The 26,062-nt window shown below is 56.8% G+C and carries 23 protein-coding genes; 13 read left to right on the top strand and 10 right to left on the bottom strand.

The features are described 5' to 3' along the window. Positions 1 to 94: 94 nt before the first annotated feature. Together ABVF61_RS08630 and ABVF61_RS08625 are read right to left on the bottom strand one after the other, a co-directional pair. A complete protein-coding gene (locus tag ABVF61_RS08630) occupies positions 95 to 3,931 on the bottom strand; it encodes a hypothetical protein (RefSeq protein ID WP_353993106.1) in 3,837 nt (1,278 codons plus the stop codon). Continuing rightward, positions 3,928 to 7,377: a VWA domain-containing protein gene (locus ABVF61_RS08625; RefSeq protein WP_353993105.1), complete on the bottom strand. Its 3,450-nt coding sequence runs from the start codon at positions 7,375 to 7,377 to the stop codon at positions 3,928 to 3,930. The genes ABVF61_RS08630 and ABVF61_RS08625 overlap by 4 nt, the downstream gene beginning before the upstream one ends. 554 nt (positions 7,378 to 7,931) lie before the next feature. Between ABVF61_RS08625 and ABVF61_RS08620 the strand changes: the two genes are divergently transcribed. The 4 genes from ABVF61_RS08620 to ABVF61_RS08605 all read left to right on the top strand — a co-directional run bounded on the left by ABVF61_RS08620 (position 7,932) and on the right by ABVF61_RS08605 (position 11,633). Further along, positions 7,932 to 9,038, top strand: coding sequence for a LuxR C-terminal-related transcriptional regulator (locus ABVF61_RS08620; protein WP_353993104.1), 1,107 nt, complete (start codon positions 7,932 to 7,934; stop codon positions 9,036 to 9,038). Positions 9,039 to 9,371: 333 nt separating this feature from the next. Further along, complete coding sequence (locus ABVF61_RS08615; protein ID WP_353993103.1) at positions 9,372 to 10,016, top strand: hypothetical protein; 645 nt, start codon at positions 9,372 to 9,374, stop codon at positions 10,014 to 10,016. 13 nt (positions 10,017 to 10,029) lie between these two features. Then, entirely contained in the window at positions 10,030 to 10,467 is a 438-nt protein-coding gene (locus ABVF61_RS08610; protein ID WP_353993102.1) for a DUF805 domain-containing protein, read from the top strand. A 338-nt stretch (positions 10,468 to 10,805) separates the two neighbouring features. After that, positions 10,806 to 11,633 (top strand): lytic murein transglycosylase, encoded by an 828-nt coding sequence (locus ABVF61_RS08605; RefSeq protein ID WP_353993101.1) that lies wholly within the window; start codon positions 10,806 to 10,808, stop codon positions 11,631 to 11,633. Between the two features lie 180 nt (positions 11,634 to 11,813). Here the strand turns inward: ABVF61_RS08605 and ABVF61_RS08600 are convergent, their stop codons facing one another. The 3 genes from ABVF61_RS08600 to ABVF61_RS08590 form a co-directional block, all read right to left on the bottom strand. Beyond that, on the bottom strand, positions 11,814 to 12,971 hold the full coding sequence (locus tag ABVF61_RS08600; protein ID WP_353993100.1) for an MFS transporter: 1,158 nt from the start codon (positions 12,969 to 12,971) through the stop codon (positions 11,814 to 11,816). A 134-nt stretch (positions 12,972 to 13,105) separates the two neighbouring features. After that, positions 13,106 to 13,522 carry a DUF6855 family protein gene (locus ABVF61_RS08595; RefSeq protein WP_353993099.1) on the bottom strand — a complete coding sequence of 139 codons (417 nt, stop codon included), beginning with the start codon at positions 13,520 to 13,522 and terminating at the stop codon, positions 13,106 to 13,108. Next, entirely contained in the window at positions 13,515 to 13,937 is a 423-nt protein-coding gene (locus ABVF61_RS08590) for an SRPBCC family protein (RefSeq protein WP_353993098.1), read from the bottom strand. The genes ABVF61_RS08595 and ABVF61_RS08590 overlap by 8 nt, the downstream gene beginning before the upstream one ends. A gap of 75 nt (positions 13,938 to 14,012) precedes the next feature. On the opposite strand from ABVF61_RS08590, the gene ABVF61_RS08585 reads away from it, so the two are divergent. After that, on the top strand, positions 14,013 to 14,639 hold the full coding sequence (locus ABVF61_RS08585) for a helix-turn-helix transcriptional regulator (protein WP_353993097.1): 627 nt from the start codon (positions 14,013 to 14,015) through the stop codon (positions 14,637 to 14,639). A 21-nt stretch (positions 14,640 to 14,660) separates the two neighbouring features. On the opposite strand, the gene ABVF61_RS08580 is transcribed toward ABVF61_RS08585, so the two are convergent. Beyond that, positions 14,661 to 15,563 carry a DMT family transporter gene (locus ABVF61_RS08580; RefSeq protein WP_353993096.1) on the bottom strand — a complete coding sequence of 301 codons (903 nt, stop codon included), beginning with the start codon at positions 15,561 to 15,563 and terminating at the stop codon, positions 14,661 to 14,663. Between the two features lie 377 nt (positions 15,564 to 15,940). Between ABVF61_RS08580 and ABVF61_RS08575 the strand changes: the two genes are divergently transcribed. Continuing rightward, complete coding sequence (locus ABVF61_RS08575; RefSeq protein ID WP_353993095.1) at positions 15,941 to 16,759, top strand: spondin domain-containing protein; 819 nt, start codon at positions 15,941 to 15,943, stop codon at positions 16,757 to 16,759. 185 nt (positions 16,760 to 16,944) lie between these two features. Here the strand turns inward: ABVF61_RS08575 and ABVF61_RS08570 are convergent, their stop codons facing one another. Next, positions 16,945 to 17,832 (bottom strand): LysR substrate-binding domain-containing protein, encoded by an 888-nt coding sequence (locus ABVF61_RS08570; RefSeq protein WP_353993094.1) that lies wholly within the window; start codon positions 17,830 to 17,832, stop codon positions 16,945 to 16,947. Positions 17,833 to 17,939: 107 nt separating this feature from the next. Here ABVF61_RS08570 and ABVF61_RS08565 point away from each other — a divergent pair, with 107 nt between their 5' ends. Together ABVF61_RS08565 and ABVF61_RS08560 are read left to right on the top strand one after the other, a co-directional pair. Further along, on the top strand, positions 17,940 to 19,100 hold the full coding sequence (locus ABVF61_RS08565; protein ID WP_353993093.1) for a trans-sulfuration enzyme family protein: 1,161 nt from the start codon (positions 17,940 to 17,942) through the stop codon (positions 19,098 to 19,100). A 62-nt stretch (positions 19,101 to 19,162) separates the two neighbouring features. Continuing rightward, a complete protein-coding gene (locus tag ABVF61_RS08560; RefSeq protein ID WP_353993092.1) occupies positions 19,163 to 20,098 on the top strand; it encodes a DMT family transporter in 936 nt (311 codons plus the stop codon). 36 nt (positions 20,099 to 20,134) lie between these two features. On the opposite strand, the gene ABVF61_RS08555 is transcribed toward ABVF61_RS08560, so the two are convergent. Beyond that, positions 20,135 to 20,749, bottom strand: coding sequence for a LysE family translocator (locus ABVF61_RS08555; RefSeq protein ID WP_353993091.1), 615 nt, complete (start codon positions 20,747 to 20,749; stop codon positions 20,135 to 20,137). 280 nt (positions 20,750 to 21,029) lie between these two features. On the opposite strand from ABVF61_RS08555, the gene ABVF61_RS08550 reads away from it, so the two are divergent. Then, positions 21,030 to 22,079, top strand: coding sequence for a hypothetical protein (locus ABVF61_RS08550; RefSeq protein ID WP_353993090.1), 1,050 nt, complete (start codon positions 21,030 to 21,032; stop codon positions 22,077 to 22,079). A gap of 93 nt (positions 22,080 to 22,172) precedes the next feature. After that, positions 22,173 to 22,541, top strand: a complete 369-nt coding sequence (locus ABVF61_RS08545; RefSeq protein ID WP_353993089.1) for a hypothetical protein — start codon at positions 22,173 to 22,175, stop codon at positions 22,539 to 22,541. Positions 22,542 to 22,701: 160 nt separating this feature from the next. Here ABVF61_RS08545 and ABVF61_RS08540 read toward each other — a convergent pair whose 3' ends face one another. Both ABVF61_RS08540 and ABVF61_RS08535 read right to left on the bottom strand, forming a co-directional pair. Further along, positions 22,702 to 23,181, bottom strand: coding sequence for a hypothetical protein (locus ABVF61_RS08540; protein WP_353993088.1), 480 nt, complete (start codon positions 23,179 to 23,181; stop codon positions 22,702 to 22,704). A 658-nt stretch (positions 23,182 to 23,839) separates the two neighbouring features. Continuing rightward, positions 23,840 to 24,451, bottom strand: coding sequence for a hypothetical protein (locus tag ABVF61_RS08535; RefSeq protein WP_353993087.1), 612 nt, complete (start codon positions 24,449 to 24,451; stop codon positions 23,840 to 23,842). Positions 24,452 to 24,830: 379 nt separating this feature from the next. Here ABVF61_RS08535 and ABVF61_RS08530 point away from each other — a divergent pair, with 379 nt between their 5' ends. Genes ABVF61_RS08530 through ABVF61_RS08520 form a run of 3 tightly spaced genes read left to right on the top strand, consistent with a single transcriptional unit; the run spans position 24,831 to position 25,896 of the window. Then, a complete protein-coding gene (locus ABVF61_RS08530; protein WP_353993086.1) occupies positions 24,831 to 25,091 on the top strand; it encodes a hypothetical protein in 261 nt (86 codons plus the stop codon). Then, complete coding sequence (locus ABVF61_RS08525) at positions 25,088 to 25,642, top strand: CGNR zinc finger domain-containing protein (protein WP_353993085.1); 555 nt, start codon at positions 25,088 to 25,090, stop codon at positions 25,640 to 25,642. Before ABVF61_RS08530 ends, ABVF61_RS08525 begins: the two co-directional genes overlap by 4 nt. After that, positions 25,639 to 25,896, top strand: a complete 258-nt coding sequence (locus tag ABVF61_RS08520) for a hypothetical protein (RefSeq protein WP_353993084.1) — start codon at positions 25,639 to 25,641, stop codon at positions 25,894 to 25,896. Before ABVF61_RS08525 ends, ABVF61_RS08520 begins: the two co-directional genes overlap by 4 nt. Positions 25,897 to 26,062: the final 166 nt, after the last annotated feature.

The following is a 26,062-nucleotide window of genomic DNA, read 5'->3' as shown; positions in this document are numbered from 1 at the left end:
AGAAAAAGGATCAAAGCTGCGTGTGCGTGCAACTTTGACGGAACCATTTCGAAATCCGGAAGCTGTCTTCCCTGTCGCGGTCGCAGGACGAATGTCAGCGCCGGGTCTGGTTGGGGATGTAACCTCCGAAAGCTTCAGGCAAGCGATGGCGAATGGCTTCAAGCATGCCTGAATTTTCGCGTCGCAACGAGAAAAGCAAGTTGGTCGGATCAAGGGCGCGGCCCGGATCGCGTGCTTTTGGCGCAAAGTGTTCAAGTGTCACGCCCATATTCTTGCCGCCCGGCACTCTGAGACGAGGCGCGCGGCCTCCTTCAAACAAAAGACCGAGGTCGTTTGTGACAAAGTCTCGCAGCGTGAAACCTGCTCCATCACCAAGGCGAACGGCATCGTCATAGATATTCTTCCAAATCTTCGGCTGGAGATGGCGGGCATAAACGTTCGATCCTCGCGACTTGGCGTTTGAGAAATGCCGCGCGGCATCAGCGATGCGGCCTTCAGCACGGGCTTTTGCCGATTGCACAAGTTCATCTGCAACGTAATCGGACCCTTCGCGAATTGATTTGTCGTTCCGTCTCAGGTCATCCACGATGTCATTTATCCGTTGGCGTGCCAGCCTTTCCCGGCCGATGGCAGCCGCATCTTCCGGAAACCGCTCGGCGCTTCTTCGCAAAGTGTCGTTAATCTCGCGCGCAGCTCCTTCACTGCCGGATCGAGTAACGGGGGAGCCCATCATACGATCCAGGGAACGAATTTGTGTTGGCGTTAGGTTGTAGGCCTTTGCGCGCCGATCATACTGATCGGTCAGTGCATCCATGCCCTCTACAAGCTCGTCATCACTGACGCGGGGATCGGGCGTGCGTGTCTGGTAGGTTTTGACCTCGTCCGGGGCCCTTGCGGCCGGGGCGTCCGGCGCTTTTGCCGGCGGGACTTCACCAGGTGCACGCTGGACAATGGGTCCAGGGGGATCGGGGTCCACAAAGCCGCGCTCAGCAACGTCGTCGAGGTAATCGTTCCACTCGCGTGGCGGAATACCGGCAAAGTCATCATAGGCCTTGTTCGCCGCGTCGGTTGCATTCGATGAAAAATCGGATGGTTTCGGAGGCACATCGCAGCCGAGGCAGCCGCGGCGGCGGCCAATGCCAGGTTCGCTGCGTCGCCCGCTACCGGGAGCGTCTGCCTGTTGGCGCCCAGACGGGCCACTATCCTGACGAGGAGGGGAGGAACCGTCTCCGCGTCGTGTGGTTGAGGGGGGCTCACTTCGGGGGGACGCATTGGGATCGGGGCTGCGTCCCGCCGCGTCGGCACGTGGGTTTGATGTTGGTACATCGGCAGTTCGTGCTGCGCCGGCAGCCGCATCGGTTCCAGCACCGACTGCTTCTGCTGCGCTGCGCCCGACTACACGTCTGCCGCCGCGCGCAATCACGCCAAGGCGCTTGGCAAGCATTCCGAGGCCAAAGCCTATCGCTTCACCCATCACCAGGTTGCCAACAAACTCGTAGAAACAAAGCTTATATCGGCGCTCGAAGCCGGGGCTGTCCGGGTTGTCCCATGTGTCGAGGTCAGACATATCGATGTCGCTTTCCTCGATACCCGGCACCCAACTGGGCATACCCCCCATAAACTGGTCGGGCTGACGCACGAAATCCGTGACGTTGAAGCCAAAGCGACTGAGTGTCCAGCCGATAGTGGCAGAATTTACAGCTTCCCGAGCAGCAGGCGGCAGATTGTCGATCCAGTCTGCAGCGTTGTTTGTGAGCGCGCGCCCGGACATACAGTCGGCGTAGAGGAAGAGGTCGAGCACTAAAAAAGCAAGTTCAATGTACTCTAACGTCGTAACGCCTTGTCCGGCCCCGTCCACTCCCAGTGTATCGCCGGTGACAGGATCGATCCGCCACCATACGCGCGGAACGATGCCGTTGTCCGGGACTGCTGCAACAACATCATAGCCAGCCGCACGATCTGAAACAAAGACAGAACCCGCATCCGCTGTGGCAGGCACGTGAACCAGCCGACCGACATCCGTTGTCATAACCTGGTGATGCCAAAGTGCCGCGTTGAGGCCCGGTCCCGCCCATTGTCCGATGGCGGCCGCCTCGGCCATGGTGTCGACGATACCCTGGTCGACCCGGGCAATGAAACTTGCTTCCTGTTCACCGGGACGCAAGCCGACCCGGTTTTCAACAATGTCGAATGTAACAGACAAGCCAGCACGCCCCTCCCGCAACCTTGCGTGCTGCGCGACAATCTGAGGACGGGTGAGATAGACCTGATCTGCCCAATCACTCCACTGCCAGCGCAGGAAATCGTAAACCGCCCCGGTGCTGGAGAGCCAGGGTATGACAAGCCTCTCTGTTTGTTCACTGAGCGGTCGGGTGACCATGTCGAGTGCCGCGCTCAGACGGCGCTCGGCCCCGGTCATCATCGCCTCTGGTGTGGTTTTGGCGACCGCAACATCAAATCGGATGACCCCTGCGAGGGCTCCTGCCCTGATAGCGGGGGAAGCTTCAGGCCCAAAGAGTGTGCGGCGATGTGTGATCACCGGGTCATCAGGACGCTCAATCCTGATAGCAAACGTTGCCTTCACGAGGTCGCCTTCCTGACATGTCGCAGATCCGGTTGCGTTTTCGAGCGACCTGCCCAAATCAAACAGGCTCTTGGCCGAACCGCCCTGCATGCCCGCTTCCTGTGCCCCGCGGAAGGCAAGTACTGTCGCCTCGTCGGCGGCATATATGCAGCCGCCACGCGTAACGAGTTGCTCATTGAACACCTGACGTCCGACAGTTAGCCGCGGCCACCATGCACGGGCTTGCTCAAACCGGCCTAGCATTCGCGACGGGCGTTGCTCGAGGCTCTTGTCGATACTGCCGAGGGGAAGGTGTGTGAGCGTGATCGCTTGTCCCCCAAGGACGTCGGCTGGGGCCCGATGACGCAGCACGGTTTCTACGGATTGGCGGCCGGCTTCAAGGCGCGTAATTTCCAGCGTGATTTCAACATGCTGACGCCAACGGTCTGGTAAATCTTCAAGTGTGATTTCAGCAACGGGTCTGAGTGCAGGATCAAGGATGCTTGGATCTGCATCTTCCCATCCACTTGATCCAAGGTATTGAACCCACCAGTGACGTGCGGCGTCTGCACGGTGGCGTTCTGTCTCGAGGTTTGCAGCACCCGGCACATCTATCGTAGGCGCAAGCAAGCGGCCAATCTCGCGCGCTTGCAGCTCTATTGCACCCCAGGCGCGCGCATCGAGGCCCTTTTCAGAGAGCCGCAATCCCTCATGGAGACCAAGACTGCTCGATGGAGGCATTGTTGCTTCCAAAAGCAGTTCGTCGAGTGCCGCCTCAGGCAAACGCGCCTGCGCAAGACGTACCTCATGCCCGGCTGTACGGAGCAGCGCCTGCAGGAGCAGCGCGCGGTCGAGACTGTTTCCCTGCCGGTCCACCAGCACTCCGCGCGCACCCTTCAGGCTACCCGGGTAAGGTACGTAGGCCGTGTTCTGGCGCACCCAGGCGAGATGCTCCGCCGGATCAGTGCCCAGTCGGTCGGCAAGCGCAGCAACGTCACCTCGTTCCTCCGCCGGCAGCACGGCAATTGCGTCGTTTAATTGTCGAGCGATCTCGCGCCCACCACGATTGACCTCGGAAAGCAGGTAGTCGGCCTGCGTTTCTTCCCGCCATGCGGGGATACCCGTTTTCTCCTCGTCGATGTTTTGAGTGTCGTTTTGCGGTTCCTCGACTTTCGGCGCGGGAGCAAAAGGCAGCGGCAGCAGACCACCGCCCTGTGGCTTGCCGTCTGATTGGTCGCCACCTGACGGCAAACTGAACATTTGAGCGGAGGCAACAGGGACAAACGGTGTTGTCACCAGCAAAGCCGCGCTGACAACAAGGCAAATTGAACCGTTAAGAAGGCGCAGGGCGCAGCTTTTTTGTCTCATCGCGATGCCTCCTCTTCACCGCTCGCGGTTGTGCGCAAAGGTGCGTTGATGCTCAAGAAACAATCAAGATGTTGTTCGAGGCGTAGTGTCGGCTCCGGAGCAATGTCGAGTGCGTGATCCTTGAGAAAAGCCACGATCGCTTGCTCGGTGCGGCTGCCCCAAAAATTATCGGCAGGTCCAGGCTCGTAACCAAGGTCCCCCAGCAGCGCCTGGATCCGGCGCAACCGTTCTGTTTCGCCACGCGCCAATGCTGCTTCGCCGCAGGCCACCATTGGATCATGTTCCTTCGGGTCACCTACTTCGATGCCTATCTCGCTGCCGGTTTTATTGACACTAATCGTCGTGAGTTTCGCGTCTTCGATTTCGACGCTGCGTGTTACGATTGGTCCGTCTGCTGCACGCACCGAAACATCATAGCTTCCCGGTGGCACCTCAACAGGTGTCCCGCCAATCCGCCCTTTCGCCACCTCGTTACCGGCTGCGTCGCTCACGACAAAACTCGCGGCCATCGCAGTGCGCAGCGCTTTGGCAACCGCCGGACCGTCGCCAGCGTCGTAATAGCGCCCGCCACCAACCTCGGCAAGGCGACGCATCATGTCACGTGTGGCTTCCTGTCGGAGATCGAACCCGATCAAGTTGAGCTCGAGGTTGATGCCAGCCGCCGCAAGGGATTCGACTGTGACGACGGGATTTGGATCGCATTCTTCAATGCCGTCCGTGATCGCGATAATTATGCCGCCATCCGTGCGCCCCTGTCCTTGCTTCATGCCCTCGAAAACCGTCCCGATGCTCGCCGCGAGCGGGGTTGTGCCGCCGCGGGGGCGCAAGTCCTTGATGAAGCGAACCACCCGTTCCTTCTGTAGTGGACCTGTTGCCTGTACGGTGAGGATGTCCTGGCAGGCACGCTCCTTGTCCGGCTTTTCGGGGATTCGTGCGCCATAGACCGTCAGGCCGAAAGGCGCTCCTTCTGGCAGGCCGTCGAGGGCGGCGTACATCGCCTCTTTCGCGGCATCGATACGCCTGCGGCCGTCCTGCAAACGTTCCGACATCGATCCGGAGACATCGAAAATGACGTGAACGCGCGGCAACGCAGCACCAGGAAGCTCTTCGCCTGTTGTTACAAGCCGCAGTTTGCCCATTCCCTTTTCAAGCTGAGGACGAAGCAGGTAGACCGCAGGCGAGGACATCTCTCTTGCGATTTCGTCATAGAAACTGCGCAGTGCAGAACTCTCGGTCGCAAAGAAGCTCCGCCCGTTTGTAGCCATTGCCAAGTGGCCAAGCAGCCGCTCTCCTGTGCTGGCGAGAATGTAAGAATACTCCTGCAGTCCATCGCCAAGGCCGATCGTGTAGAGCCGGACCCTATTGCGTTCTAGCTCGGTCCAGACGTCGCCCAACCAGGTTCGGCTGTTGTCGTTGCCATCCGTCATGAGAACAATGGCGCGATTGCCGGTCCTGCCTTCAAGCATATCGAGAGCCCGTAAGACCGCGTCGTATAGGCTTGTTCCGCCGTTGGGCCGGAACTGGCCATTCAAGCGTTCGGCGAGCTCGGATTTGTCCGCTGAGAAGCCGCCAAGTTCTTGCACGCGATCACTGAAGCGTATCAGGGCAATTTCCTGGAGGTCAGGGGCAAGCTGAACATACTGCCGAACAGCGCGTTCGAGATCGCCTTCATTTCCTTGCATGCTCCCGCTCGTGTCCCAGATGACAACCACTGAGGCTTGCGGTTCGGTCAACTTCAGATGGCTTTCGAAACCGCTGAGCTTAAACGAAAGGCGGGCATCGGCTGCCGGTAAGTCACCCGGATCAAAATGACTTAGGACCTCACCCGCTTCGTTTAGAAGCGACAATCCGTGACGAATGTTGGGTCGCCCGCTGTAGGACAAGGTGAGTGCCGTTGCTCCCTTGTCAAATTCGGGGAGAGCGAAGAAGTCCTCCTCACCAAGCGGGTCGATCCGACCGCTTGTCGTTTGGTTGAAGGCCAGGTTGTTGGCCTCTGCGGGGCTGTTGTTGGGCTCGCTCTCTTGCAAGTCCGCAACAATTTCCCCGTGACCGTCCGTCCTTGAGCCAGCAGCCTCGCGTGTGACATCGCTGGCGAGCACCGAGAGAACACCGCTTGCTTCAATCACGCGAATTTCGCCAAGGTTCGTTATCGAAGCGCCGTGATTGTCGAGCAGACGAACCTTGACGAAGCGGGCTGTCTCATTGATCGGAATTTCAAATACACCGCTGCGCCGTTGCAGCTTTACCCGAACCACTTCCTCAAAGCCTTCGATAGGGTGATCTGAAAGCGCAACAGCGACCTCGGAAGGCCATTGGTCGCTGTACTGCTCTTCATCATCCATGACCAACTCGATCCGGTCGATATCTGCGCGCCGATCCCGATTGAAAGCGATGGTGAAATCCTGAGGAAAGTAGTCGTCAGAGGACCCCCATGACGTTGGAAGACCATCAAACATGCGTGCTGCGGTCCATCGCTCGCCGTATCCGCGATATCGCACGACCGCGCCTCCCAGCTCCGGACGGGCTATATCGCGCTCAAGTTCGCCAAGCAGCGAGGGATCGGCATCCGGTGCCTCCCGAACTTCAATTTCGTTGATGCCAGCCCCCGGTTCACGGTCGAAATTCGAAAGGAATTCAAACTTGACGGTGCGCGCCATGACTGACTGAGGCAACGCGATCAACTGACGTTCACGGACTTTGGACAAGCGCGCTGTGGTCACAGGCCTTAAATCAGCGGAGTTCCCGGTTTCCGAGACGCTGATCCGAACTGTCTTGGGGTTCCAGTTTGTCCATTCGGGCTTGAATTTTCTTACGTCCAAGACAACAGACGATATTGCGACAGCCCGATCGCCTGCGAGATCCACCATGGCGGTAGGCCTATTGTCGCCAACGCGGCTGGCCCACCCGCACTTCATGCATTTGCGAGTGTTTTCAGGATTTCGGACCCAGGGGACGCCATCAATGAGCTGGTTTGCAATGTCGAGATTGTCCCAGCTCGAAGAGGTGGATGCGCGTCCACCAAGTGCTGCCAGTGCCACATTCGGCCCAAGTTCTGCCTCTCGCTCAGCGTCCAGAATCTCAGCCAACGGAAATTCGGTTGTCACTGTTATCGGGACAGATCTCTCAACGCCCCCTGCAGTGACGACAAGACGAAAACGCCCGGGAGAAAGCGTCTGGCCCATCCGAAGCGTCATTGTCCCCCTCTGTCCGGGCGCAAGATTGAAGCCAGTGGCGTTCCTATAGATCGACAAGCCATTCTGATAGCCCGGAGCTTCGATTGCCCGGATATCAAATTTGGTAAGTCGATGCGACTGGGACGCGTTTTCCGCTTCGACAGTTATTTCGGTGTCGAATTCGCTGAATGTTGTTGTCGGTCCGGCCGGACCTCCCTTCGACGGCGCTTTTCGTGCGATGGTGGCTTTGACCCCATTGCTGAGTGCTATCACGTGGTCGCTTTGCCCAGCATCGGATTGTTGAGCGCTCGCCGTGTTCAGCAAAAGAAAAATGGCGCAGCAAGAAACCAATGCACTGAAAAACGCATTCAACATCGCAGTCTTTCCTCGTTTCCTACCGCCAAAACAGGCGGGCTGTCCGATCACGTTGATCGAGCGTTGAACCTGACCTTTTGAGCGGCCGCTTCTGCTCCACGCAGTCGGGGTTCTGTTGGCCGCTCGCCTGAAGATCGTGCGACCGCGGTTGAATTCAGCAGGCGCACAAGCAACTGAACCATTTGAGAATACTGGAATGCGCATCGCGTTTTGCACTCTCCCTCAGGCTTGGCCCTCTGCCGCTTGGTGTGATGTCGGGTCCCTCCAGCGAAAAGAAACGCTGCCTTTGTTTCCGAGAAATGAGTTGCGTAAACAAATCCTTCGCGCGAAGCTTACACATTGTTTTTTCGCCTTCGCCTCACCCGATCGGGTGAACGCTGCAAGTTTCTTGCCGAGTGTTGGCATCTGACCCGATGTAAGCTATTCAAACAGAAGGCGTTTTTGTCTGTGTTATGAATCGGTTGTCGACGGAAAAGCTCATTGACCGCCTTTATGATGCAGCGATCGACAGCGATTGCTGGCAGGACACATTGACGTCTCTCGCCGGTAGCCTCGGCGCTGAATGTCTGGTGTTCGGGTATGGACGGCCCGGTGCGGCGGAAAAGCCAAACATTTTCACTTGCGGCTGGGACCACAGCTATCTGAAAGCTGGCGGCTTCATCGAGGAAGACATCTGGGATCCCAGCGTCAATCCAGGCGTGGCTGCGGGGTGCTATATGCCGATCGCCAAGTCTTTCGATCGGCGTGAATTGATCCCGGACAACGTATTTGCGACTTCGGAATTCATTCATTGCACGGTCGTGATGAACGATTGTCTCAATCACAGGCTTATGGCGCCATATCGATCGCAAGACGTTTTGTCCGGCGGTTTCTTCGCCAAGAAAGGCGGACGAGATTTCATAGACTCCGAAGTGCGCGCGATCGATGCGATGTTGCCGCATCTTGGCCGAGCCATGCGCCTTCGCACGGAACTCGATCGACAACGTGTCGTCTCGCACGGTCTTGGTCAGGTCCTGGAGAGACTTGGTAAAGCGGTTTTCGTGCTCGATGCGGATGCAGCGCTTCTATTCGCCAACAAATTTGCAGAGCAAATACTTGCCACCGAGAACGGCTTTCGGCTTCAGTTTGGACGGATCAAGTTTCCCAAAAGGCTCGAGCAGGCGATCAAAATTCAGGTCAATGGAAGCAAGGAGAATGCGTGCCCTTGCGATGTATCGATCGGCGCCAAAGCGCAGGGTCGACAATGGCGCGCACGGGTCTACCCTGCAACGGGATTCGCAGACCTCCCTGGAACGGCGACCGCGGCCGTCGTTGTGGTAATCGAGGAACAACAACCACCGCCGATGCTTCCCGATGCTGAAGCGCTTTGTGATTTGTTTGGATTGACAAAAGCAGAAGCTGCCATCGCTCGTCTTGTTCCTACCGGAGGGACAAAGCGGCAAATCGCCGAAGCTCTTTTCCTTTCGGAAAACACCGTGAAAAGCCATCTGATGAGCATTCGGTCCAAAGTCGGTGCACGCTCAGTCGTTGAGCTCACGCATATTCTTGCGCGGCTCTAGCTTTGGGCGCCGGGCATCGTCAAGCGGACTGAAGCGAGCCGTCCTTTCGGGCGGTCGATGTTTTCCTGGAAACTGGACGATGTTTTTCGACTGGTCTTGTGGCGCCTTGAACCATGCGCCTCCTGCGAACGCCGCATGCATCCGCAGTCCGATCACCGCTCAAGCGCACCATCCTATGGATTCCCATAACTATCCGCCCGGGTATTGATGTGATTTTCTCCAACGATCCGGTCTCTGGCCGGGTCGAAACCCATAGAACTATTACTTTGATGCTGCCGGTATTTCGCGGCTTTTCATATTTCTTGAAATGGAACCAGTCACTTGTTCAAAACCATGAAATTTCCTTTTCTCATTATGCTGGCGATCGGGCTGGCGGCCTGTAATGAACAAGACTCCTCCGGAAGTGGTTCGTCCCAGACCGTCGACGGGTTGAAGATCGTTCCTGTCTTTGGGCCTGAGCGCACTGATGTCAGTGGTGATGTCGGGTGGAATTTCAGCCGCGTCGGGAAGGTGGAAAGCGTCGACAAAGGCCAGGACGGCTCGATCTTCTGGATCAATTGGGCCGAGCGATACGAGCCGCTCGGTGTTGACGGTGTTTATCCGGTCAGCGAAGGCGAAATTGGCGTTGAGCTGGCGTTCAAGGGGTATGAATACCGCGAAGTTGTCGCATTGCCGCCTGCAGAGAACGGCAACCAGCGTCTCGAATTGGAGATTACCGGACAAGGCCGGTTGGTCCTCGAGGCGGAAGGGCTGGCAGACGATGCACTGACCGAACTCGGGTTTCACGGCAAGGGCGGCGGCGCAGGCGGGTCCGAGATCGGCACCACCGGCTGGCGCAACCAGAAGGGTGCCAATTATGTGACGCCGGGGATCTATGACGTGACCCTGAAGAACACCGATACCGGAGAGAGCCAGACGCAATCCGTCACCATCGGCGAAGGCCAGTCAAGCACGCTGACATTCACGTTCACCCAATAATTGGGAGGCTGTTGTGAACCTCCTTTTTGGAACTGCCGGCAAGATCGGGCGCGGCAGGTTCTGGATCGGGTTTCTGATCCTGTTCGTTGTCGGGCTTCTGGTGTCCTTGTTGGTGACAGGGATTGCGCTCGCTCTGGGTGACATCGGCCAGTGGATCGGCTTCGGGATCCTGCTGCTGCTCCTTTATCCCGCGATTGCCCTCTCGCTTAAACGCCTGCGGGACCGTGGGCGGTCCAATCCCGGAGCCTGGCTCTTTGTCTATTTTGCGCCGGGCGTCCTGATGAACTTCGCGCAAACCGCGGGAATAGGTTTTGTACAGGAAGATTTTGGCGGACTAACGGTCTCAAGCCCAACTGCGCTCGGCGGCAGTCTTATGGCCCTCGGTTTTCTCGCTTTTGTCGTGGCGATTGTCGATCTGGGCTTCTTGCGGGGTAAAGTGCCGCGCGCTTAAGACGCGCACAAACATCCGGGGCAGGGCTTCCCGGTCAAACAGGCTTATTCTGCAGATCCCGTTTGTTTTCCGAAACTGGGGCAAGCCCGATCGCGTGATCGGGCGTACATCCAGTTCCGGAAAAGATCCGGAAAACCGATCTTTTGTCAAGACGCTGCGCAGGAACGCGACAGGCGAAACAAAGGCTTGCGCGGTTTATGTGGTTAACGTCCGCTTTGCCCGCAATCGAGGCAGCTAGCCTCTCTTACGCCACGTTCAAATATGCTATCGAATGATATCTGGACAAAAAGCTTGTTTGTCAGTTCGATTTTGGGTTTTCCGGATTGGTGGAGGACTGAATGACTTTAAGACCGGCCGCTCTACAAATTGCGGCATTCGTCGCAGGCGTGCTGCTCACGACGCAGGTTCACGCCGCGTCCTGCATTACCAGCAAGGGGCAGTTTGAAACCTATAAGCAGCAACTCGCGCAGGTAGCTGCATCGTCAGGTGTCAGGCAGCGCGGTCTGCAGGCGTTGCAGCAGGCGCGGCTTTCGGGAATCACCTGGCGGTTTGAATCAAACCCCGCGTCCCAATCCAGCATGCGCTATCGCAGTCCCGAACAGTTCTTGAAGAGCCGCTTTGCGAATGTGAATGCGTTTGTCTCAGGCGCGAAACGAAAACTGAAGCAGAACGCCAGACTGTTCCGGAATATCGAAAAACGCTACGGCGTGCCCGGCTCGATTCTGGTGGCGATCTGGGGCTATGAGACCAATTGGGGCGGCTTCAAAGGCAAAACACCGATCGTCAGCGGCGCCGTCACACTGGCGTCCTATTGCCGCCGCTATCCGCGCTTTGAAGATGACGCGATCGCAGCCCTGCAGCTTGTCGACCGGGGGCTCATTACCGGCAGCAGCCGCGGCGGACCCTCCGGCGAACTGGGACACATGCAGTTTCTGGCCGGCAACTGGGTCCGCTTTGGCGTGGACGGCAGCGGCGATGGTCGTGCTGATCCCAACAACGCGGCGGACGCGCTTGCTTCCGCGGCCAACATGTTGCGCAAAAGTGGTTGGCGGGGCGGACGCTCTTTTGCCGAAGGGTCGGCCAATTTCCGTGTGTTGTCGAAATGGAATGACAGTGGAAACTATCAGCGGGCTATCGCTTACGCTGCCGGCCTGATCGATCAATAGGCGCAGCGCTTTTCAGTGCCCGATCAAATGGTAATTGAATTCAGCCCGCGTTGACCGGCGTCAGCGCGGGCTTTCTTTCGCTTTCAACTAGGATAGGGGGCTGACCTTGAGCTGCACCCGAACGTTGCCCCTTGCAGCATTGCGACGGGCCTAGAGACCTGATGTTGGGGTAAATGCAGCTTATCTCTTGAGCCAGACCGCGCATGCGCCGCACAATCCTATCACCGCGACGGGAACAAATGTTCCACTCGGAACAGCCGAAACAAGAGACCCGGTTACCACCGGCCCGATGACCCCTCCTGCTGCGTAGGCAAGTGAAAAGGCGGCCGCGCCGGAGGTCAAAGCTTTTCCACTGTGCTCCTGCCCCAGGATCGCAAGGGCAGAGGTGTAAATGCCGAGGAAGGCGGAACCGCCCAAAGCTGCGAGGGCCCAGATGGCCCATCCATCTATGGAGGCGAATGTCAGCATAAGGAAGATCAGGCCCGTTGCAGCCAAGCAGCCGGCAGCCACATGCCAGCGATCCATGCGATCCAGCACCATGCCCAGGACAGGCTGCGCCACGATCATGCCGATATGCATCACTGCCAGAAAGGTTGCCGCCAAGGCGGCGCTCGCCCCGGCTCCGGTCAGGTATACCGGGGACAGCGAGAGAACCGACGCATCGATGAAGCCGAACGCCACAACGAGAAAAACCAGCATCGGTGCGGACCGAGCGAAACGGGGTAGCTCGGAAATCGCAGGTTTTTCTGGTTCCACTCGGGCCCTTTTGGACAGAAGGGCCAGGCCGAAAGCAACAAAGGAGACCAACACCGCGCATGCGGCGAATGCAAGCCCGCCTTCAATACCAAAAACTGGTATCGCCAACGGCCCGATCACAAAGCCCGTCGCCATGCCCGCACTATAGACGCCAGAGACACGGCCCCGAACCGCGTCAGCGGTCGCAGCATTCAGCCATGCTTCACCAAAAACATAGATGGCGTTCACGCAAAATCCGAGGGCAAAGCGCAGGAAAAACCATGCCGCCAGATTGTCCGTTGCGGCAAAACCTCCGAGCGAGATTGCCGCGCCCAACAGGCCGGCCACGATGACCTGGCCCGCCCGAAGGCTTCGTGTGAGTCTTGGAACAACCAATACAGATGTTCCCAGACCCAGCATGAACGCGGCGGCATTGAGGCCGATCATCGTGTCTGAGACCTCACGCGCGGATAGCAGCAATGAGATCAGCGGATAGGTCAGGCCCTGAGCTATCGCAAATACGGTAATGCCCACTGTCACCGTTCCGACCGACCACCAGTCGGTATCCACGAGTGACGTTTGTTCGGAGTGCGTCGCGTTCATTTTCGCACACTGTCATGCGGCACTGCAGCAGGCAAGCAAATCGAGAACCGCCCTTCATGTAGAGCGCAGAATTGGTTTACCTGAGTTCGAAGGGCGCTTTCGTTACGCCAGACTCAAAGCGCAAGTCTGCGTCATCATTTTGCGCGTATGCGGTTGTTGCGTGCGTTGTGCTCCAATTCGGCCAGTCCCAGGAGCTCCAGCGTCGGTCCGACATAGTTTGCGAAACGCCCGCGATAGCCCTTGCGCAGGCCGTAGTAGCCGCCGACAGGGTTGTCGCCGGCGCGCGCCCAGTCTTCCAGCGTGCCGGGTTTGGTCGGCTTGCCCTCGTCCGCATTGCCGAGCGGCATCCAGTCGCCATGGCTCTTTAGCATCTTGTGGGCATCTTCCAGTGCCCGCAGCTGATAGGAGAGGCGGGTCTTGCCGACCTGCACGACCAGGGCCGGCGGATCATTCTCTTCGTCCTTCCAGACCTGGAACTCGGATGTTAGCGGAGGCGTTTTCAGGATCCACGGATCTTCCTGGGTGCCTGAGCCGTAAACGACATCATCCATGTTGCTCTGCCTTTTGCTTGAGTGCGCTAGCAAATTTTTCAAAACCTGGTGTCAGGTCCGGAATGGATTTCACAATTAGCCCGGACATCAAACCGCTGAATACTTCGTTCATGTCAAACCGCGTCGTGTCGCCTGAAGTGGACAAAGCGAACGTTCGGGTTCCGGTGAAAAGCCCTAACGGCATCCCACCGCACCACACCATTTTGTGCGGGGGCTGGAATGTGGTCACAGTCAGTGCAAAGGCTCTCTTCGGATTAATCTCGGACCAGAGCTTGAGGCGGCTGCCCGCGCCGGGCGTCCCGTCCAGCCGAAGTATGCCGAAGGGTATTGGGTCACGCGGCAGGTCTTCGGCAAGGACCCGCCAAACGTCATTGATTGGGGCGTCGATGTCGATGGATGTCTGAAATGTTTTCATGTCGCTCCTCTTGATTGACAAGGGAGTGCTTAATGAGGGTAACATGACATCTTGTGTCATGTTTGGGGAAGCCTTATGCGTGCGGCCCGTTTGCTGCAAATTCTCCTGATCCTGCAAAACCGGGGGCGGCAGACCTCGGTTCAACTGGCAGACGAGCTTGAGGTCGCCACGCGCACCATCCTGCGTGACGTGGACGCGATGACCGAGGCGGGGCTGCCGATCATTGTGCACCAGGGCAATGGCGGCGGTATTGAGCTGGGGTTTAATTACCGCACGCGCCTGACAGGCCTGGCACAAGACGAGGCGGCCGCGCTCGGCCTTATTCTGACCGCCGATACGCCGATGGTGTCAGCGCTTGGGCTTGAAAATGCCGCCAAACGCGCCCAGGCAAAGCTCATCGAGAGCCTTCCGGACAAAACCCGGCAGACGGTAAAGACCGTGACGGAGCAGTTCACCCTGAACCGGGAGACCGTCGTTGACGACCCGCGTGTTCGCGCGATGTCACTTGCAGTGCGCGCGGGCACCTTGGTCCGGCTGCGCTTCGCAACACCGGAAGAACTCCCGATTCATCCGATCGAGTTGATGCTCGATGACACAGACTGGTCGGTGAGGGATGACGTCACGCAGTCGCTTATTCCGCTGGCAGACTGGGGACGGCTGAACATTTCATCCATTCCGTTTCGGAAGAAAGCGCCAGGTTGATGCTGTTCGCCCTGGTTTGGCCTAGGCTTTCTCTCTGACGACACGCTCGCGCCACATCATGTAAAGGCCCGAGACAACGATCAGTGAGGCACCCACAAGCATCAGGTAACCGGGACGTTCATCGAAGACCACGACGCCGAGGATCAACATGAAGAGGAGCCGCGCATATCGGAACGGCGTGACGACGGAGATGCTGGTCGAGCGAATGGATGCCGTGAGCAGGAGATATCCGAGCGAGCCAAACAGCACGATGGAAACCAGCATGATCCAGTCCGCCTCCGGCGGCAGAAAGGCGTGGCCATCCAGGAGGATCCAGGCCATGGCAAACGGGAGTGCGGCGATCGCGGAATATGCAGCAAGGCTCGTCGATGCCATATCGGGCGGGGTCATGCGTGTCGTCAGATCGCGAACGGATAGGCCGACCATCGCCAGCACTGCCCAAAGTGCGAAAGCGTCAAAGCCTTCAGCGCCCGGCTGAACGATGAGTAAAACCCCGACAAAGCCGAGGACGATGGTGCTCCAGCGCCGCCAACTCACTTTCTCCCCCAGGAATAGAACGGCGCCGAGGGCAACCAGTAAGGGAGTTGCCTGGATGATCGCGCCGACCGCCGAAAGCGGCACATGGGCGAGAGCCATGACCATGCCGACCATGGCGGTGACTTCGGAAAGATACCGGACGAGAAAGACAGGCGCTAGGATCCGTCGATCCATGAGCCGCGCACCTTGCACCTTTGCCATTGTGCAAAACATGATTGCGCCACCGGCCATCATCAGGAACATGACCTGCGGGGGCGCGACTGTTCCCGACGCCAGCTTGATGAATGTATCGGCAATCGAAAAGGCTCCCATGGACAGAACCATCAAAATGATGCCACGCGCATTCGCTTCAGCCGTCTGTCCCATGTTGCTTTTGAGAACCTTCACCGCGTTTCAATCCTGGATCGCATATGGGCCTAAATTCTCCAAGTCGGCAATGGGCGATTGAGATCGCTCCGGGCACACCGTGTTCGTGACGGGATGGCTTCGGCATCAGAAGACTCGCCTTGTCGGCTGTTCCGGCCGATCCAAAAACCGTTTTCTGACCTGCGTGCGGCGAGCGATCACGGGTATGCGCGACCAAATCAAGTCTTAGCGAGTGAACGAGAATTTAATAGTAATCACAATAGCTTGAGAGGTTTTAGAGCTAACGCGAATGTGTGCGTGCTGTGTCCTGAAGTGAGCCGCAAAGCGCGTCGGTTGCCCTAGTGTTCTGGCTGCACCCAATCGGGGGTGTTTGGAAACAGGTTGACCTGGAGGGCAACATGCGGAAGTTAACAACGCTGCTTGGGGCAAGCGTGATGGGCTTGCTGATCGCAGGCACGGCAAATGCAACAACAGTTGATATTACATTCAACAACAGCAACGGTTTCGGGTTCCTTGTGACACCGGTCTACACAGGCCTTCATTCCGGCAATTTTGACGCGTTCAACAAAGGTGCGACGGCAAGTGCCGGAATTGAGCAGATCGCTGAAGTGCCCGTTCCGCCGAACCCACCTAATCTAATTGCGCCCGAGCGTCTTGCGGTTGAGCCCAACTCGCAAGGTGGCTTCATTTCTGGTCCCGGGCCGATCCTTGACGGCCAGTCCGCGACATTGACCATTGACGTCACGGACCCGGCGACGAACCGGTACGCAACGTTCCTGTCAATGTTCGTGCCGTCCAACGACACGTTCTTCGGAAATGACGATCCGTTTGCCTACGAAATCTTCGATGATATGGGCAATTTGATCGAGCAGACGATTCAAATCACCGGACGTTCCATCTGGGATGCCGGCACTGAGGTGAACCAGTTGTTCGGTGCCGCCGCTCCAGGGCAGAACATTCAGCTTGGTGATGATGAAAACGGTGTGATCACGCGCCTTATTGATATCGATGCTGGCCTGGACGGTAACGGGTTCGGCGCACTCGGCGCACTCTTTGGTATTGCAGATGCAGGGTCGATCACGGCAGATACGGTTCTCTTCACCATCGACATTGAAGCGTCACCGACACCGGTCCCGCTGCCTGCCGGCGGCGCACTGTTGCTTGGCGGCCTCGGTGTGATGGGCTTTGTTGCGCGCAAGCGTGCGAAAAAAGCCTGACTGGCTCTCTCTATCCGGGCACATATGTGTGCCCGGATATTACCTGATGGCGCAGGCCAAGGGAAAAACGGACCAGCTTGAAGTCTTCGGCTGACGCCACTTTTAACCGGACAAGCCGACCAAGAAGTTCCGTTGTGTAAGCGCTCTGTCGGTAACCGAGCCTCGTTTATCTTTACTGTCTGTGTTCAGGCCAACCCGTTTCGAAGATCAAACAGACATTTGGTAAAGTCCCTGACAAGTTTCGATCTTTGAATGTCCGGTCGGAACAACAGGAACGAGCGAAAATTCACCTCAGGTGCAAACGGGCGAATTTCCAACCCTCTTGTAACGAAACCATCAACGACAAGCGGATTGACCAGGCCTATCGCGTCACCCGTCAGCGCCAGCGCGCATGTCGTTGTGGAAGAGGGTGTTTCCACCACATACTCGGGCGAAACGCCTGCTTCCTCCAAAATGGCGTCGAACCTGTGGCGCGCCCGGTCTTCCGGGGCGAGGCCGATCATCGGCTGGCCGATGAGATCCTCTGGACCAAGCACGTCTCGCGTTGCCAAGGGATGATGGGCTGACATTGCGATCACGCCGGAAAACCCGCCGAAATGGGTCGTATCAACACCGGAGCGGTCTATTTCATCGGCGGCAAGGCCAATGTCAAAATTGCCGTCCACGACTTGGTTGCGTACCTGCGCGGAAGGCAGCACTTGAAGAGTGATCCTGACACGATCGTTTTTCCTTCTGAAATCCCGGATTGCCTTGGGTACGACTTCAGCTCCAAGGGCCGAAAGAGAGGCTATTTTCAGGTGCCCCGAGCCATAGTCCCGGATGGAAGCGGCTGCTGATCTCAGCCGGTCCATGCCCTTGAAACTCTCTGACACTTCGCGGAAGAACAACTGACCTTCTGTGGTGGGGACCATCCGTCCGCGCACGCGATCGAAAAGCGTGAATCCAAGGGATGCCTCCAACTCGGCGATGCTTCTGCTGACGGCAGGCTGTGTGATCTGCATGAGTTCAGCCGCGCGGACGGTAGACCCGGAAATCATCATGCTGTGGAAGGCTTCGAGTTGCCTGAATTTCATGGTTTTGCTCAAATACTATAAGTTTTGCGCATAGAATTATGCCGAACTATAAATTGTTTGCCAGAAGAAAGTTTGCTCTAGTTTGCGAAACTTTCAGAGGAAGACACATGCGTGACGCTACAAACTGTGCGATCCACCCAACGGTTGATCAGTCGGAATTCTCAAGCCTGACCGTCCCGACCTATCGCGCTTCCACAATCGTGTTCGATACGGCGCAGGCCTATGCGACGCGTCTTGAGCGGGACCTCGACAGCTATTTCTACGGTCTGCATGGCACGCCCACGACGCGAACACTCGAAGCACAGATTGCAAAACTGGAGAACGGTCTGCGCTCGGTCATAGTACCTTCCGGTCAGGCTGGCGCGACGATCGTTTTTCTGAGCGTGCTGCTTCCGGGGGATACGGTACTCGTCCCTGACAACGTCTATCCGCCTGTCCTTGATTTCTGCGTCAATTTCCTGGAGCCACGCGGTATCGGCCACAGGATCTATCGGCCGGATGGCGAAGGAATTGAAGACCTCGTCGACCCAGCGGTGAAACTGATCTGGACGGAAACTCCGGGGTCAACGACCATGGAGTTTCAGGATCTGCGAGCGATTGCCGCGCTTGGCAGAAAGCACGGAATTCTGACCGGAGCAGACAACACCTGGGCAACCCCTTTACACCTGAAACCCTTGGATCTCGGGTTCGACTTTTCGATGCAGGCGCTGTCGAAATATGCTGGCGGGCACTCCGACCTGCTGCTCGGATCCGTTTGCGTCAATGATCTGGAATTGCGTAGAAAACTGCGTGACACAATGCGGATGCTGGGCATCGGTGTCAGCCCGGATGAGGTCGCACTTGCCTTGCGCGGGATCGAGACAATGGCGGTGCGGCTGGCTCATGTTGGAAACGTTGCGCTGGGCCTTGCCGAAGACCTTGCAGCTCGTCCCGACGTTGGATTGGTGCTGCATCCCGGGCTTCCGGGTTTTCCGCAGCATCAGCTTTGGAAGCGGGATTTTTCCGGCGCGAGTGGTGTGTTCAGCGTTGTGCTCAGCGAAGCTCAGGAAACCAATCTGGATGAAGCGCTCGACCAACTCAAAGTCATGGCAATCGGAGCAAGTTGGGGCGGCACACGCAGTCTGGTCGCGCCAATGCTCATCGGGAACGGAAGAAAGTTCAAGCGACCGGAGCATGAGCGTACTATTTTACGCATCAATGTCGGGCTGGAAGACATTGAGGACCTGCGCGCGGATCTCAATAACCTGTTCGACATTCTGTCAAAATAGTGGGCGCGCTTGCGCCTAGAGCACACAGATCATCTGACGCGAAAAGACCGGGCTGAACGACCATGATTATTGCGAAACTTCCAGGCCAGTCCGCTCATGTACACTCCCGTTTGCTGGAGCGCTTGGGCATAAGGTGGCGTTCGGGTTTTCCAGGTGGTCCAACTGCAAAGACATATTATCTGGTCGCAGGAGCTGTTGTTTTGTGGGCGAGTTGGCCGGCCCTTGCCACCTTGGTGCATCCTGCGCCACCCCTTCTGGTCCTCGGCGCGTCCGCACTGATCGGGTTTTGCCTCTCGTTTCTTCTGGCGCTTCGGCGAAAGGCGTCCAGAGCCTTTGTGTCCGTACCGTTCAGGACCCTGGCGTTTGTCGCGGCGGGTTTGATGGGGAACAACGCATTTTACCTGGCGGCCATCGCACGCATCGGACCGGCAGAAGCGAATGTTGTGCACTATCTCTGGCCAGTGTTCCTGGTGCTGCTGGCATCCTTGCTGCACCGGCGCATACCTTCATTTGTCGAAGCGCTCGGAATTGGGTGCGGGTTTACCGGCGTGGCAATTGCCCTGTCACCCCAGATGGCGGGAGAGCTGGATATTGTCGGCGTGTTGCTCGGTGCTTGCGGTGCCTTGACCTTCGCGGTCTATTCCGTTGGCCGTTCGTTTGCGAAAACCAAAACGGATGTTGTCGGTCCGTCTCTTGGCCTTGCCGGGATATGCGCGTTGGCGGCGCATGTCTTTATTGAACCCCATTATTGGCCGTCAATGGGGCAATGGGTAGCGATCGCTCTAATGGGTATCGGACCATTTACGATCGCAAATGTCTTGTGGGACAAGGCAACGCGTCAGGGTTCCGCGGCAACGATCTCGAGCCTGGCTTTCCTGACGCCTCTTGTTGCGATGGGACTGCTGGCTGTTTTCGGGCTCGGCATGGTGACCATATTCACGATTGTCGGAGCACTCTTTGCGATTGCGGGAGCGCTGCTCAGCTCGGGTTCCAAGTGAGCCGCAGAACTTTGCCTGGTGTCCCGCGATTTTTTTCTAATCGCGCGCTGCAATGGTGCCGGCGACACCGACCATGGTACAAGCCGATGTGCGATTGAGCAGTCTTTGAGCGGCCGGGGCACGCAGCAGAACGCCTGCGCGCGCGGCAGCAATTGCGTAGGTAAAAAGTGTTCCTGTCCAAATGATCACAACGATCGCCGAAAGCTCAAGATAGGCTTGAACTGTCAGCGTGCTCACGTCCAGAACTGTCGGCAACAGTGCAATGTAAAAGCCGACGGCTTTCGGATTTCCAAGAGGGAGCAGGGTCGCGACACCGAACGTGCGCCAACCTTCGCCGCGCTGCGGTTGCGACGGCAACGACACGGGCTTTGCATTCCAAAGCTGATAAGCCAGGTAAAGCAGATAGCAAACGCCCGCCCATTTGATCACGACAAACAACGGGCCGAGAGCCGCGGCCAGCGCGATCAGCCCGGCAGCCGCAATCGCAAACAGAACGAGATCTCCGAAAACCAGGCCGAAAATGAATGGTGCGGTCCGTCTGACACCCATAGTCGCGCCGCGGACCGTAACCATCGCAACCGCGGGGCCCGGCGTCACGGAATCGACAGCATAGATCACTGCAAATGCGATCAGGGATTCAATTGGTAGCATCGGGCAGGCCTCTATTCACGTAGGAGTTTGCCCAATGATTGAAATCGGCCGTTCTATCGAAAGCAATACAGCGGGCGTCAGCTTTGTGTGGAGCATCGCGCAATGCTGAGCTCATAATCAACCGGACTATCCTTCAAATCTTTCCCTTAGAGCAATCCGGCAGGATCGTCCTGCGAATTTACCTGTTCCGATTGGGCATTCCCGTTTCTAGATCAGGGGACAATTTGAAAGCGCTTTTTGAGGTGCTTGTTTGATCCAGAACTTTTAAGGGATTTTCAAGATGGCCATCCTGCCGGGCCCGTACCATAAGCCGAGCTTCAGTCCCAAGTGGCGCGAGCCGAGTGTAGTCAAGAAGATCAAGGATTGGCCGCCTGCCGGGGCGCGTGACTTTACCTTTGCAACAGCCGGCAAGGACTTCGCCAGCATTGCGAAGTCCTTCGACATCCCCAATGTGTGGGATCTCATTATCTTCAACTTTCAGACCGAATCCCCGCGCGAGGTCAATTGGTATTTGCATCACGCGGTTGGGTGCTGGCAATCGACAGACGGAATGAATTTCAGCTTCGATGACGCCACAACGGCAGACTTTGGCATGGGCAAGATCTATATTCCGCCAGAACGCTGGGCACCGGATCCACGCTTCGAGCGCGGCTCAGGAAAGGGAGGGCAACCGCGCATACTGAAAGAGATAAGCGTGCGCATTCTCAACGAATTGCACGTTAAAATGCCGACCATTTCTCACTATGCGACTTATCTGCCTCGAGATGCTTATAAAATCGTCGCCGATCTCATAGACGCCGGCGATGTGACACTGCATCTCAAACCGAGCCTCGCCCAGGACACTGCTTTTTACTGTTGCATGTGCAAGAAAATCCAACTCGGTTCGAGATTGTTCCTGAACAGGCCCTTATCTTACGGCGTTCTAGCGAACGAAGCGACCCACGTTTACAACCATTATGTAAGTAATACGACCAACGCCTTGAAGGAAGAAGTTGCGTCTTCAATGGCAGAGTCGATTGCGGTTGCGGTCATTGACGAGCAAGCCTCGCTCGACTTGATAATGAGCCACAGACCCGAAAACAAACGCGGGCTTCTTTACTTCCTGGGTTGGATCTATGCATCACGCATGAAGGAGAAGACGGTGGTAAGCCTCGAAAGTTTCAATGATTTTTGGGAGCATCCGAAACTCAATAAGCTCTGCAATCCGAAAGATGAGATGACGACATATCACGAATCGATCCCTTCCTTTAAGATGAAAGAGGATCTGGAGGTCATCAACATCTGGGACGAGCGCTTTGACGACTTCGAATGTGAATACTGCGATGTTTGAGCACATGCGCAGGTGTATGGCGCGGATCTGCGACTGCAGGAGATAACACCCGTTTGATCAGACATTTTCCATCAGAATTGATAAGCGTTTTCCATGCGTCTTCTCATTCTGATCGTCCTTCTCGCCACGCCCGTTCACGCTGTTGAACGCGACGCGTTCCTTGGAACCTGGGGCACGGAAGCGCAGTGCGCACGTGAACCGATCAAACCGGGCGGGACGGTTCTGGCGGCTCCTTATGAGATCGACCGGCTTTGGCTGAAGCAAGGACAGCTCTGGTGCGCATTGCGATGGGGCCCTGTGGAGTCGACTGAATCCGGAGACTTTACTGTGGCGAATGCGCAGTGTGGGGAAGATGCTGTGCGCGGCTACTTCCTCGGATTGAGGCGCACCGGTGAAGAAATGACCATACGCTGGGACGTGTTCAATCTGGTTGGTCCCTTGAAACGCTGTCCAGGTTCCTGACCCCTTCTGCCGAGTCTCATAAAAGTTCTGCACAAGTTGCGAATGCCTGCGGCGAACGGCAAAAAATCATGCCGGTGGCACAAGGCCACCGGCTCACCGTTTCACCCAATGCGATGCCGGGGCAGAAACGAAATCTACCCTCGGGCCCAGGGCGCGTCGATCAGTTCACGCTAAGGCGCGTGCCGTTAAAGCTATTGCCGAATTTGCTCGCCGGTTCGGCATCGTCCGTAAGCGGGTTTTGTCCCTTGGCGTAACCCTGACCGGTGAACTGACCGGCGATGGTCTGGTACTGTCCGTCGACTTCATCGGAAAAGGTCAGATCGTAGACAATGTGCGATGCGCCACTGCTGCCATTTTCTGTCTGGGGATTGTTGAAATCGATGATAGCGGCGCGGACAGTGTCCGGGCCCGTCATCTCCCAGGTTCCAAGACCGGAGGTGTAACCGCGAACCTGCTGTCCCTGGCTCACGAGGTTGACGCTACCACCGGGATTGAGCGCCAGAACGCGCTGGCTTTCATTGGGTTGAACCAGCAGATAGGTGCCTTCGACCGACGTGCTGTCATTGGTGGCGGCAAGCGCGACGGGCGCTGCAACCAGAGCTGTTGCGACGACGGCGGCAGGAAGTAGGGATTTCAGCATTTCAAATTCTCCTCACGTTTCCGATCTGCCCCGACCGGGGCGGTTGATCGAGACGTGGGGACGAAATGCGCGGGGTGCCAGCATCTCCCATCTTAGACTTTTGGCACGCGTTTGTTTTTGGGACCGCTTGCATGACCCTTGTCGGCACTGTTCAAACAGGCGAGACAGGACGCCTTTCTACAGGTATTCGGAAGAGTTGTTTTGCTGCCCGTTCGGCGCGTTCGACGAGAAATTTGATCGCGTCGTCTGTGCTGGTTTCCTCGCAGAGCCGGTCTGTTCTGAAAGTGAAAAACACATTTTTTTATAGTAAGATAGGAGGGTTTTTCACGCGTGCTTGAAAGCAGGTTTTCGAGCGCGTTTAGAAAAATTCAGTGAAGGTTGGGAATTCGATCACCCACTGTCCTGCTGCTTTGATCGTCGATAGGTTTTGCGACTTCGGATTAAGACAAGTCCATCTTGTGCGGGAGGTCGCTTCTGATGCGTTTTGATGCTTCATTAAATCTTCGTAAGCCGGCTTAAAACGGCCGGCTGGCGTCCACTGAAGGGCATCCGAAGACGCATTGTCCGCTCTCAAAGTTCCGCAAGGCGGGTATGAACCGTGTGCAACTTACCGCCCGGCCATCGAGCCAGGCGGTTAGTTGAAAGTTGCGACTTTTCGTCAAACGAAGACATCATCAGTGATGTCGTAATCCCGGATCGAGTCCTTCACTGCTTCAAGGTCCTGGATGGCCTGTTCGCTCCCGCTTTGGCTGACATTGACATCAACAAAGTCCCACACGAGTTCATTCGGGTCTTTGGCTTGCCTTTCATCGAAGAATGCCAAGTCGTCGCTCTCTTGGTCGTTGTGAACATCGATGCCTGCGAAATCCCAGACCTGATCAGTGGGTGAGCCTGGCAAGCCGGTACCACCTTCTCCGTTGGAAGAGGGAAACACCGTTCCATTACACACAGCTTCCATAAGTTTTGGAGTTGAGCGTTCTGACGTTTCTTCCGGGCCAGTTTGAAAATCATTATGAGCACCTTCAACTTCGTTCCGAACCGGCTCATCGGGAGGTGGCGGTGCGCCCGGATCACCAGGTTCGCCGGCATCCTTCGGATCTTGCTGAGAGGCGAAGACATCGATCTCTGCGTTATTACGGACATCGTTCACGTCCGCATCGACAATGTCCCACACTTCGTCGTTGGGGGACGATGCGAGATCGACACGAGGCAAGTCCTGAGACTGAAACGAAAAGCTATCTATCGACATTTCAATTTCCTTTTCATGCAAATTCGAGATTTCGATCTATTGCGCTGTAACCATTTTAAAAAGTTGCAAAGCGAAAATGAGGTAATGCCGAGTGACAAGAGCTACAAGCACGATTTGCGCAAAAGGAAATTGCAAAATTGAACGAACTGAGAATGAAGGTGGCTTCACGGTCTGAGGCGACAGCATCATCTTTGACATTTGTTGTAACCATATATATAGGTTACAAATGTTGAAATGACGTTTTGTTCGACGAGCGGCGACGGTCCGTCCGGGGCTTTGCTATGCAATTGCTTTGGCGGCAGCTGCGCTTTGATTTAGGGGAGTTTGAGAAATGCGTATTTTGGGGTGCGGCACAGTGACCGTGTTGTGCTTTGCTTTAGGAGCTTTCGCCGGGAGTGCCATGGCTGCAACGGTCGGATACGGCGACCGCGTCAATTTCCTTGATGCTGTTGGCGGGCAGCCGGCCGTTGAAGACGATTTTGACTATGACGTTCCGGCGGCTTCCCAAATTACGTTTGCCAGCGGCGTCAAATCCACCAGTCCCGGGACCGACCATCCCGGGCGCAATATCGTGGTTTCAGAGCCGGGCTGGTATCTCAATGCTTTGGGTAACACCGAGCCCAATGCGTCCCAGACCCGGAACAGAAGTCGCAACCTATGACGAGATCATTTGAATTTACGGCGGGTACGCCGGCACTCAACTTCATCGACACCGTTGCAGCCCGAGGCCGTGATCCCGTGGAGCTTATTGCGACGCCCGACGACCTTTCCCGATGGCTCAATCTGGCCGGATTCAGGCAAGACTTCCTCATTGGTCTTCAGCAGCTGCGGGACGCGAAAAAGGTGCGCGAAGCTGCCAACGACGTTTTGGCGGCGGCGGTGGATCTGGAAGCGCTGCCGGAGAGTGCGGTCAACACGCTGAACGTCTGGTCCGCATGCCAGGATTTCCGCCCGCAACTGAAGAACGGTGACATCGTCCTCGTCAGCGAGCGACCGTTCGAATCTGTTCTGGCGCATATTTCGGCGGATGCACTGCTCTTGCTTCAGGCGGGCAAGGTCGAGCGGTTAAGGCGTTGCACGGAATGCGGGATGTTGTTTTTCGACCAGTCCCGACCGGGAAAACGCCGCTGGTGCTCGTCGTCATCTGGATGCGGAAATCGGGCAAAAGTCCGACGTCATCGGGAGCGCAAGCGGCTGGAGGGAAGCGCGTGAGCCGGGCACTGGAGGACAAACGCGTCTGCTTTGATTTCGAAATAGACTTCTCGAACGGTGGCGGTATCCAGGGTCAGGGATTCAGGCTTGATATCAATGGCGACGACATTTCCGACACCGATCTGGCAGATTACATCGTCGCCGACATGCGTCTGCTCATGGTCGGTGAGGTGCGTATACTGAACAAGGTCATCATTGCGGAAAAGCATAAGCGCAAGCCTGCTTCGGACAACAGGATGCATCCGCAGTCTTGATTGGTGACCCTTTTTCGCGACAGTGAGGCCAATTCAGCGCGTGCTGCCGACACTCGGGTATTCTGCGTTTCCGCTCGCCCGCTCGTTTCGAGACCTACATAATTAGCGCCTGTCGCCCTGGAAACGTTTGAATGAATGACAGCGCAGTGCCCGTCCAAACAAGCAC

It is taken from the genome of Roseibium sp. HPY-6 (assembly GCF_040530035.1).
Classification (GTDB): Bacteria; Pseudomonadota; Alphaproteobacteria; order Rhizobiales; family Stappiaceae; genus Roseibium.
This window is presented reverse-complemented; position numbering and strand designations above follow the sequence as displayed.

What these genes read in the sequence shown, in the direction of transcription:
- ABVF61_RS08630 (WP_353993106.1), bottom strand. Translation starts at nt 3,931, where the DNA reads ATGAGACAAAAAAGCTGCGCCCTGCGCCTTCTTAACGGTTCAATTTGC.
- ABVF61_RS08620 (WP_353993104.1), top strand. Translation starts at nt 7,932, where the DNA reads ATGAATCGGTTGTCGACGGAAAAGCTCATTGACCGCCTTTATGATGCA.
- ABVF61_RS08615 (WP_353993103.1), top strand. Translation starts at nt 9,372, where the DNA reads ATGAAATTTCCTTTTCTCATTATGCTGGCGATCGGGCTGGCGGCCTGT.
- ABVF61_RS08605 (WP_353993101.1), top strand. Translation starts at nt 10,806, where the DNA reads ATGACTTTAAGACCGGCCGCTCTACAAATTGCGGCATTCGTCGCAGGC.
- ABVF61_RS08600 (WP_353993100.1), bottom strand. Translation starts at nt 12,971, where the DNA reads ATGAACGCGACGCACTCCGAACAAACGTCACTCGTGGATACCGACTGG.
- ABVF61_RS08595 (WP_353993099.1), bottom strand. Translation starts at nt 13,522, where the DNA reads ATGGATGATGTCGTTTACGGCTCAGGCACCCAGGAAGATCCGTGGATC.
- ABVF61_RS08590 (WP_353993098.1), bottom strand. Translation starts at nt 13,937, where the DNA reads ATGAAAACATTTCAGACATCCATCGACATCGACGCCCCAATCAATGAC.
- ABVF61_RS08585 (WP_353993097.1), top strand. Translation starts at nt 14,013, where the DNA reads ATGCGTGCGGCCCGTTTGCTGCAAATTCTCCTGATCCTGCAAAACCGG.
- ABVF61_RS08575 (WP_353993095.1), top strand. Translation starts at nt 15,941, where the DNA reads ATGCGGAAGTTAACAACGCTGCTTGGGGCAAGCGTGATGGGCTTGCTG.
- ABVF61_RS08570 (WP_353993094.1), bottom strand. Translation starts at nt 17,832, where the DNA reads ATGAAATTCAGGCAACTCGAAGCCTTCCACAGCATGATGATTTCCGGG.
- ABVF61_RS08565 (WP_353993093.1), top strand. Translation starts at nt 17,940, where the DNA reads ATGCGTGACGCTACAAACTGTGCGATCCACCCAACGGTTGATCAGTCG.
- ABVF61_RS08560 (WP_353993092.1), top strand. Translation starts at nt 19,163, where the DNA reads ATGATTATTGCGAAACTTCCAGGCCAGTCCGCTCATGTACACTCCCGT.
- ABVF61_RS08555 (WP_353993091.1), bottom strand. Translation starts at nt 20,749, where the DNA reads ATGCTACCAATTGAATCCCTGATCGCATTTGCAGTGATCTATGCTGTC.
- ABVF61_RS08550 (WP_353993090.1), top strand. Translation starts at nt 21,030, where the DNA reads ATGGCCATCCTGCCGGGCCCGTACCATAAGCCGAGCTTCAGTCCCAAG.
- ABVF61_RS08545 (WP_353993089.1), top strand. Translation starts at nt 22,173, where the DNA reads ATGCGTCTTCTCATTCTGATCGTCCTTCTCGCCACGCCCGTTCACGCT.
- ABVF61_RS08540 (WP_353993088.1), bottom strand. Translation starts at nt 23,181, where the DNA reads ATGCTGAAATCCCTACTTCCTGCCGCCGTCGTCGCAACAGCTCTGGTT.
- ABVF61_RS08530 (WP_353993086.1), top strand. Translation starts at nt 24,831, where the DNA reads ATGGCTGCAACGGTCGGATACGGCGACCGCGTCAATTTCCTTGATGCT.
- ABVF61_RS08525 (WP_353993085.1), top strand. Translation starts at nt 25,088, where the DNA reads ATGACGAGATCATTTGAATTTACGGCGGGTACGCCGGCACTCAACTTC.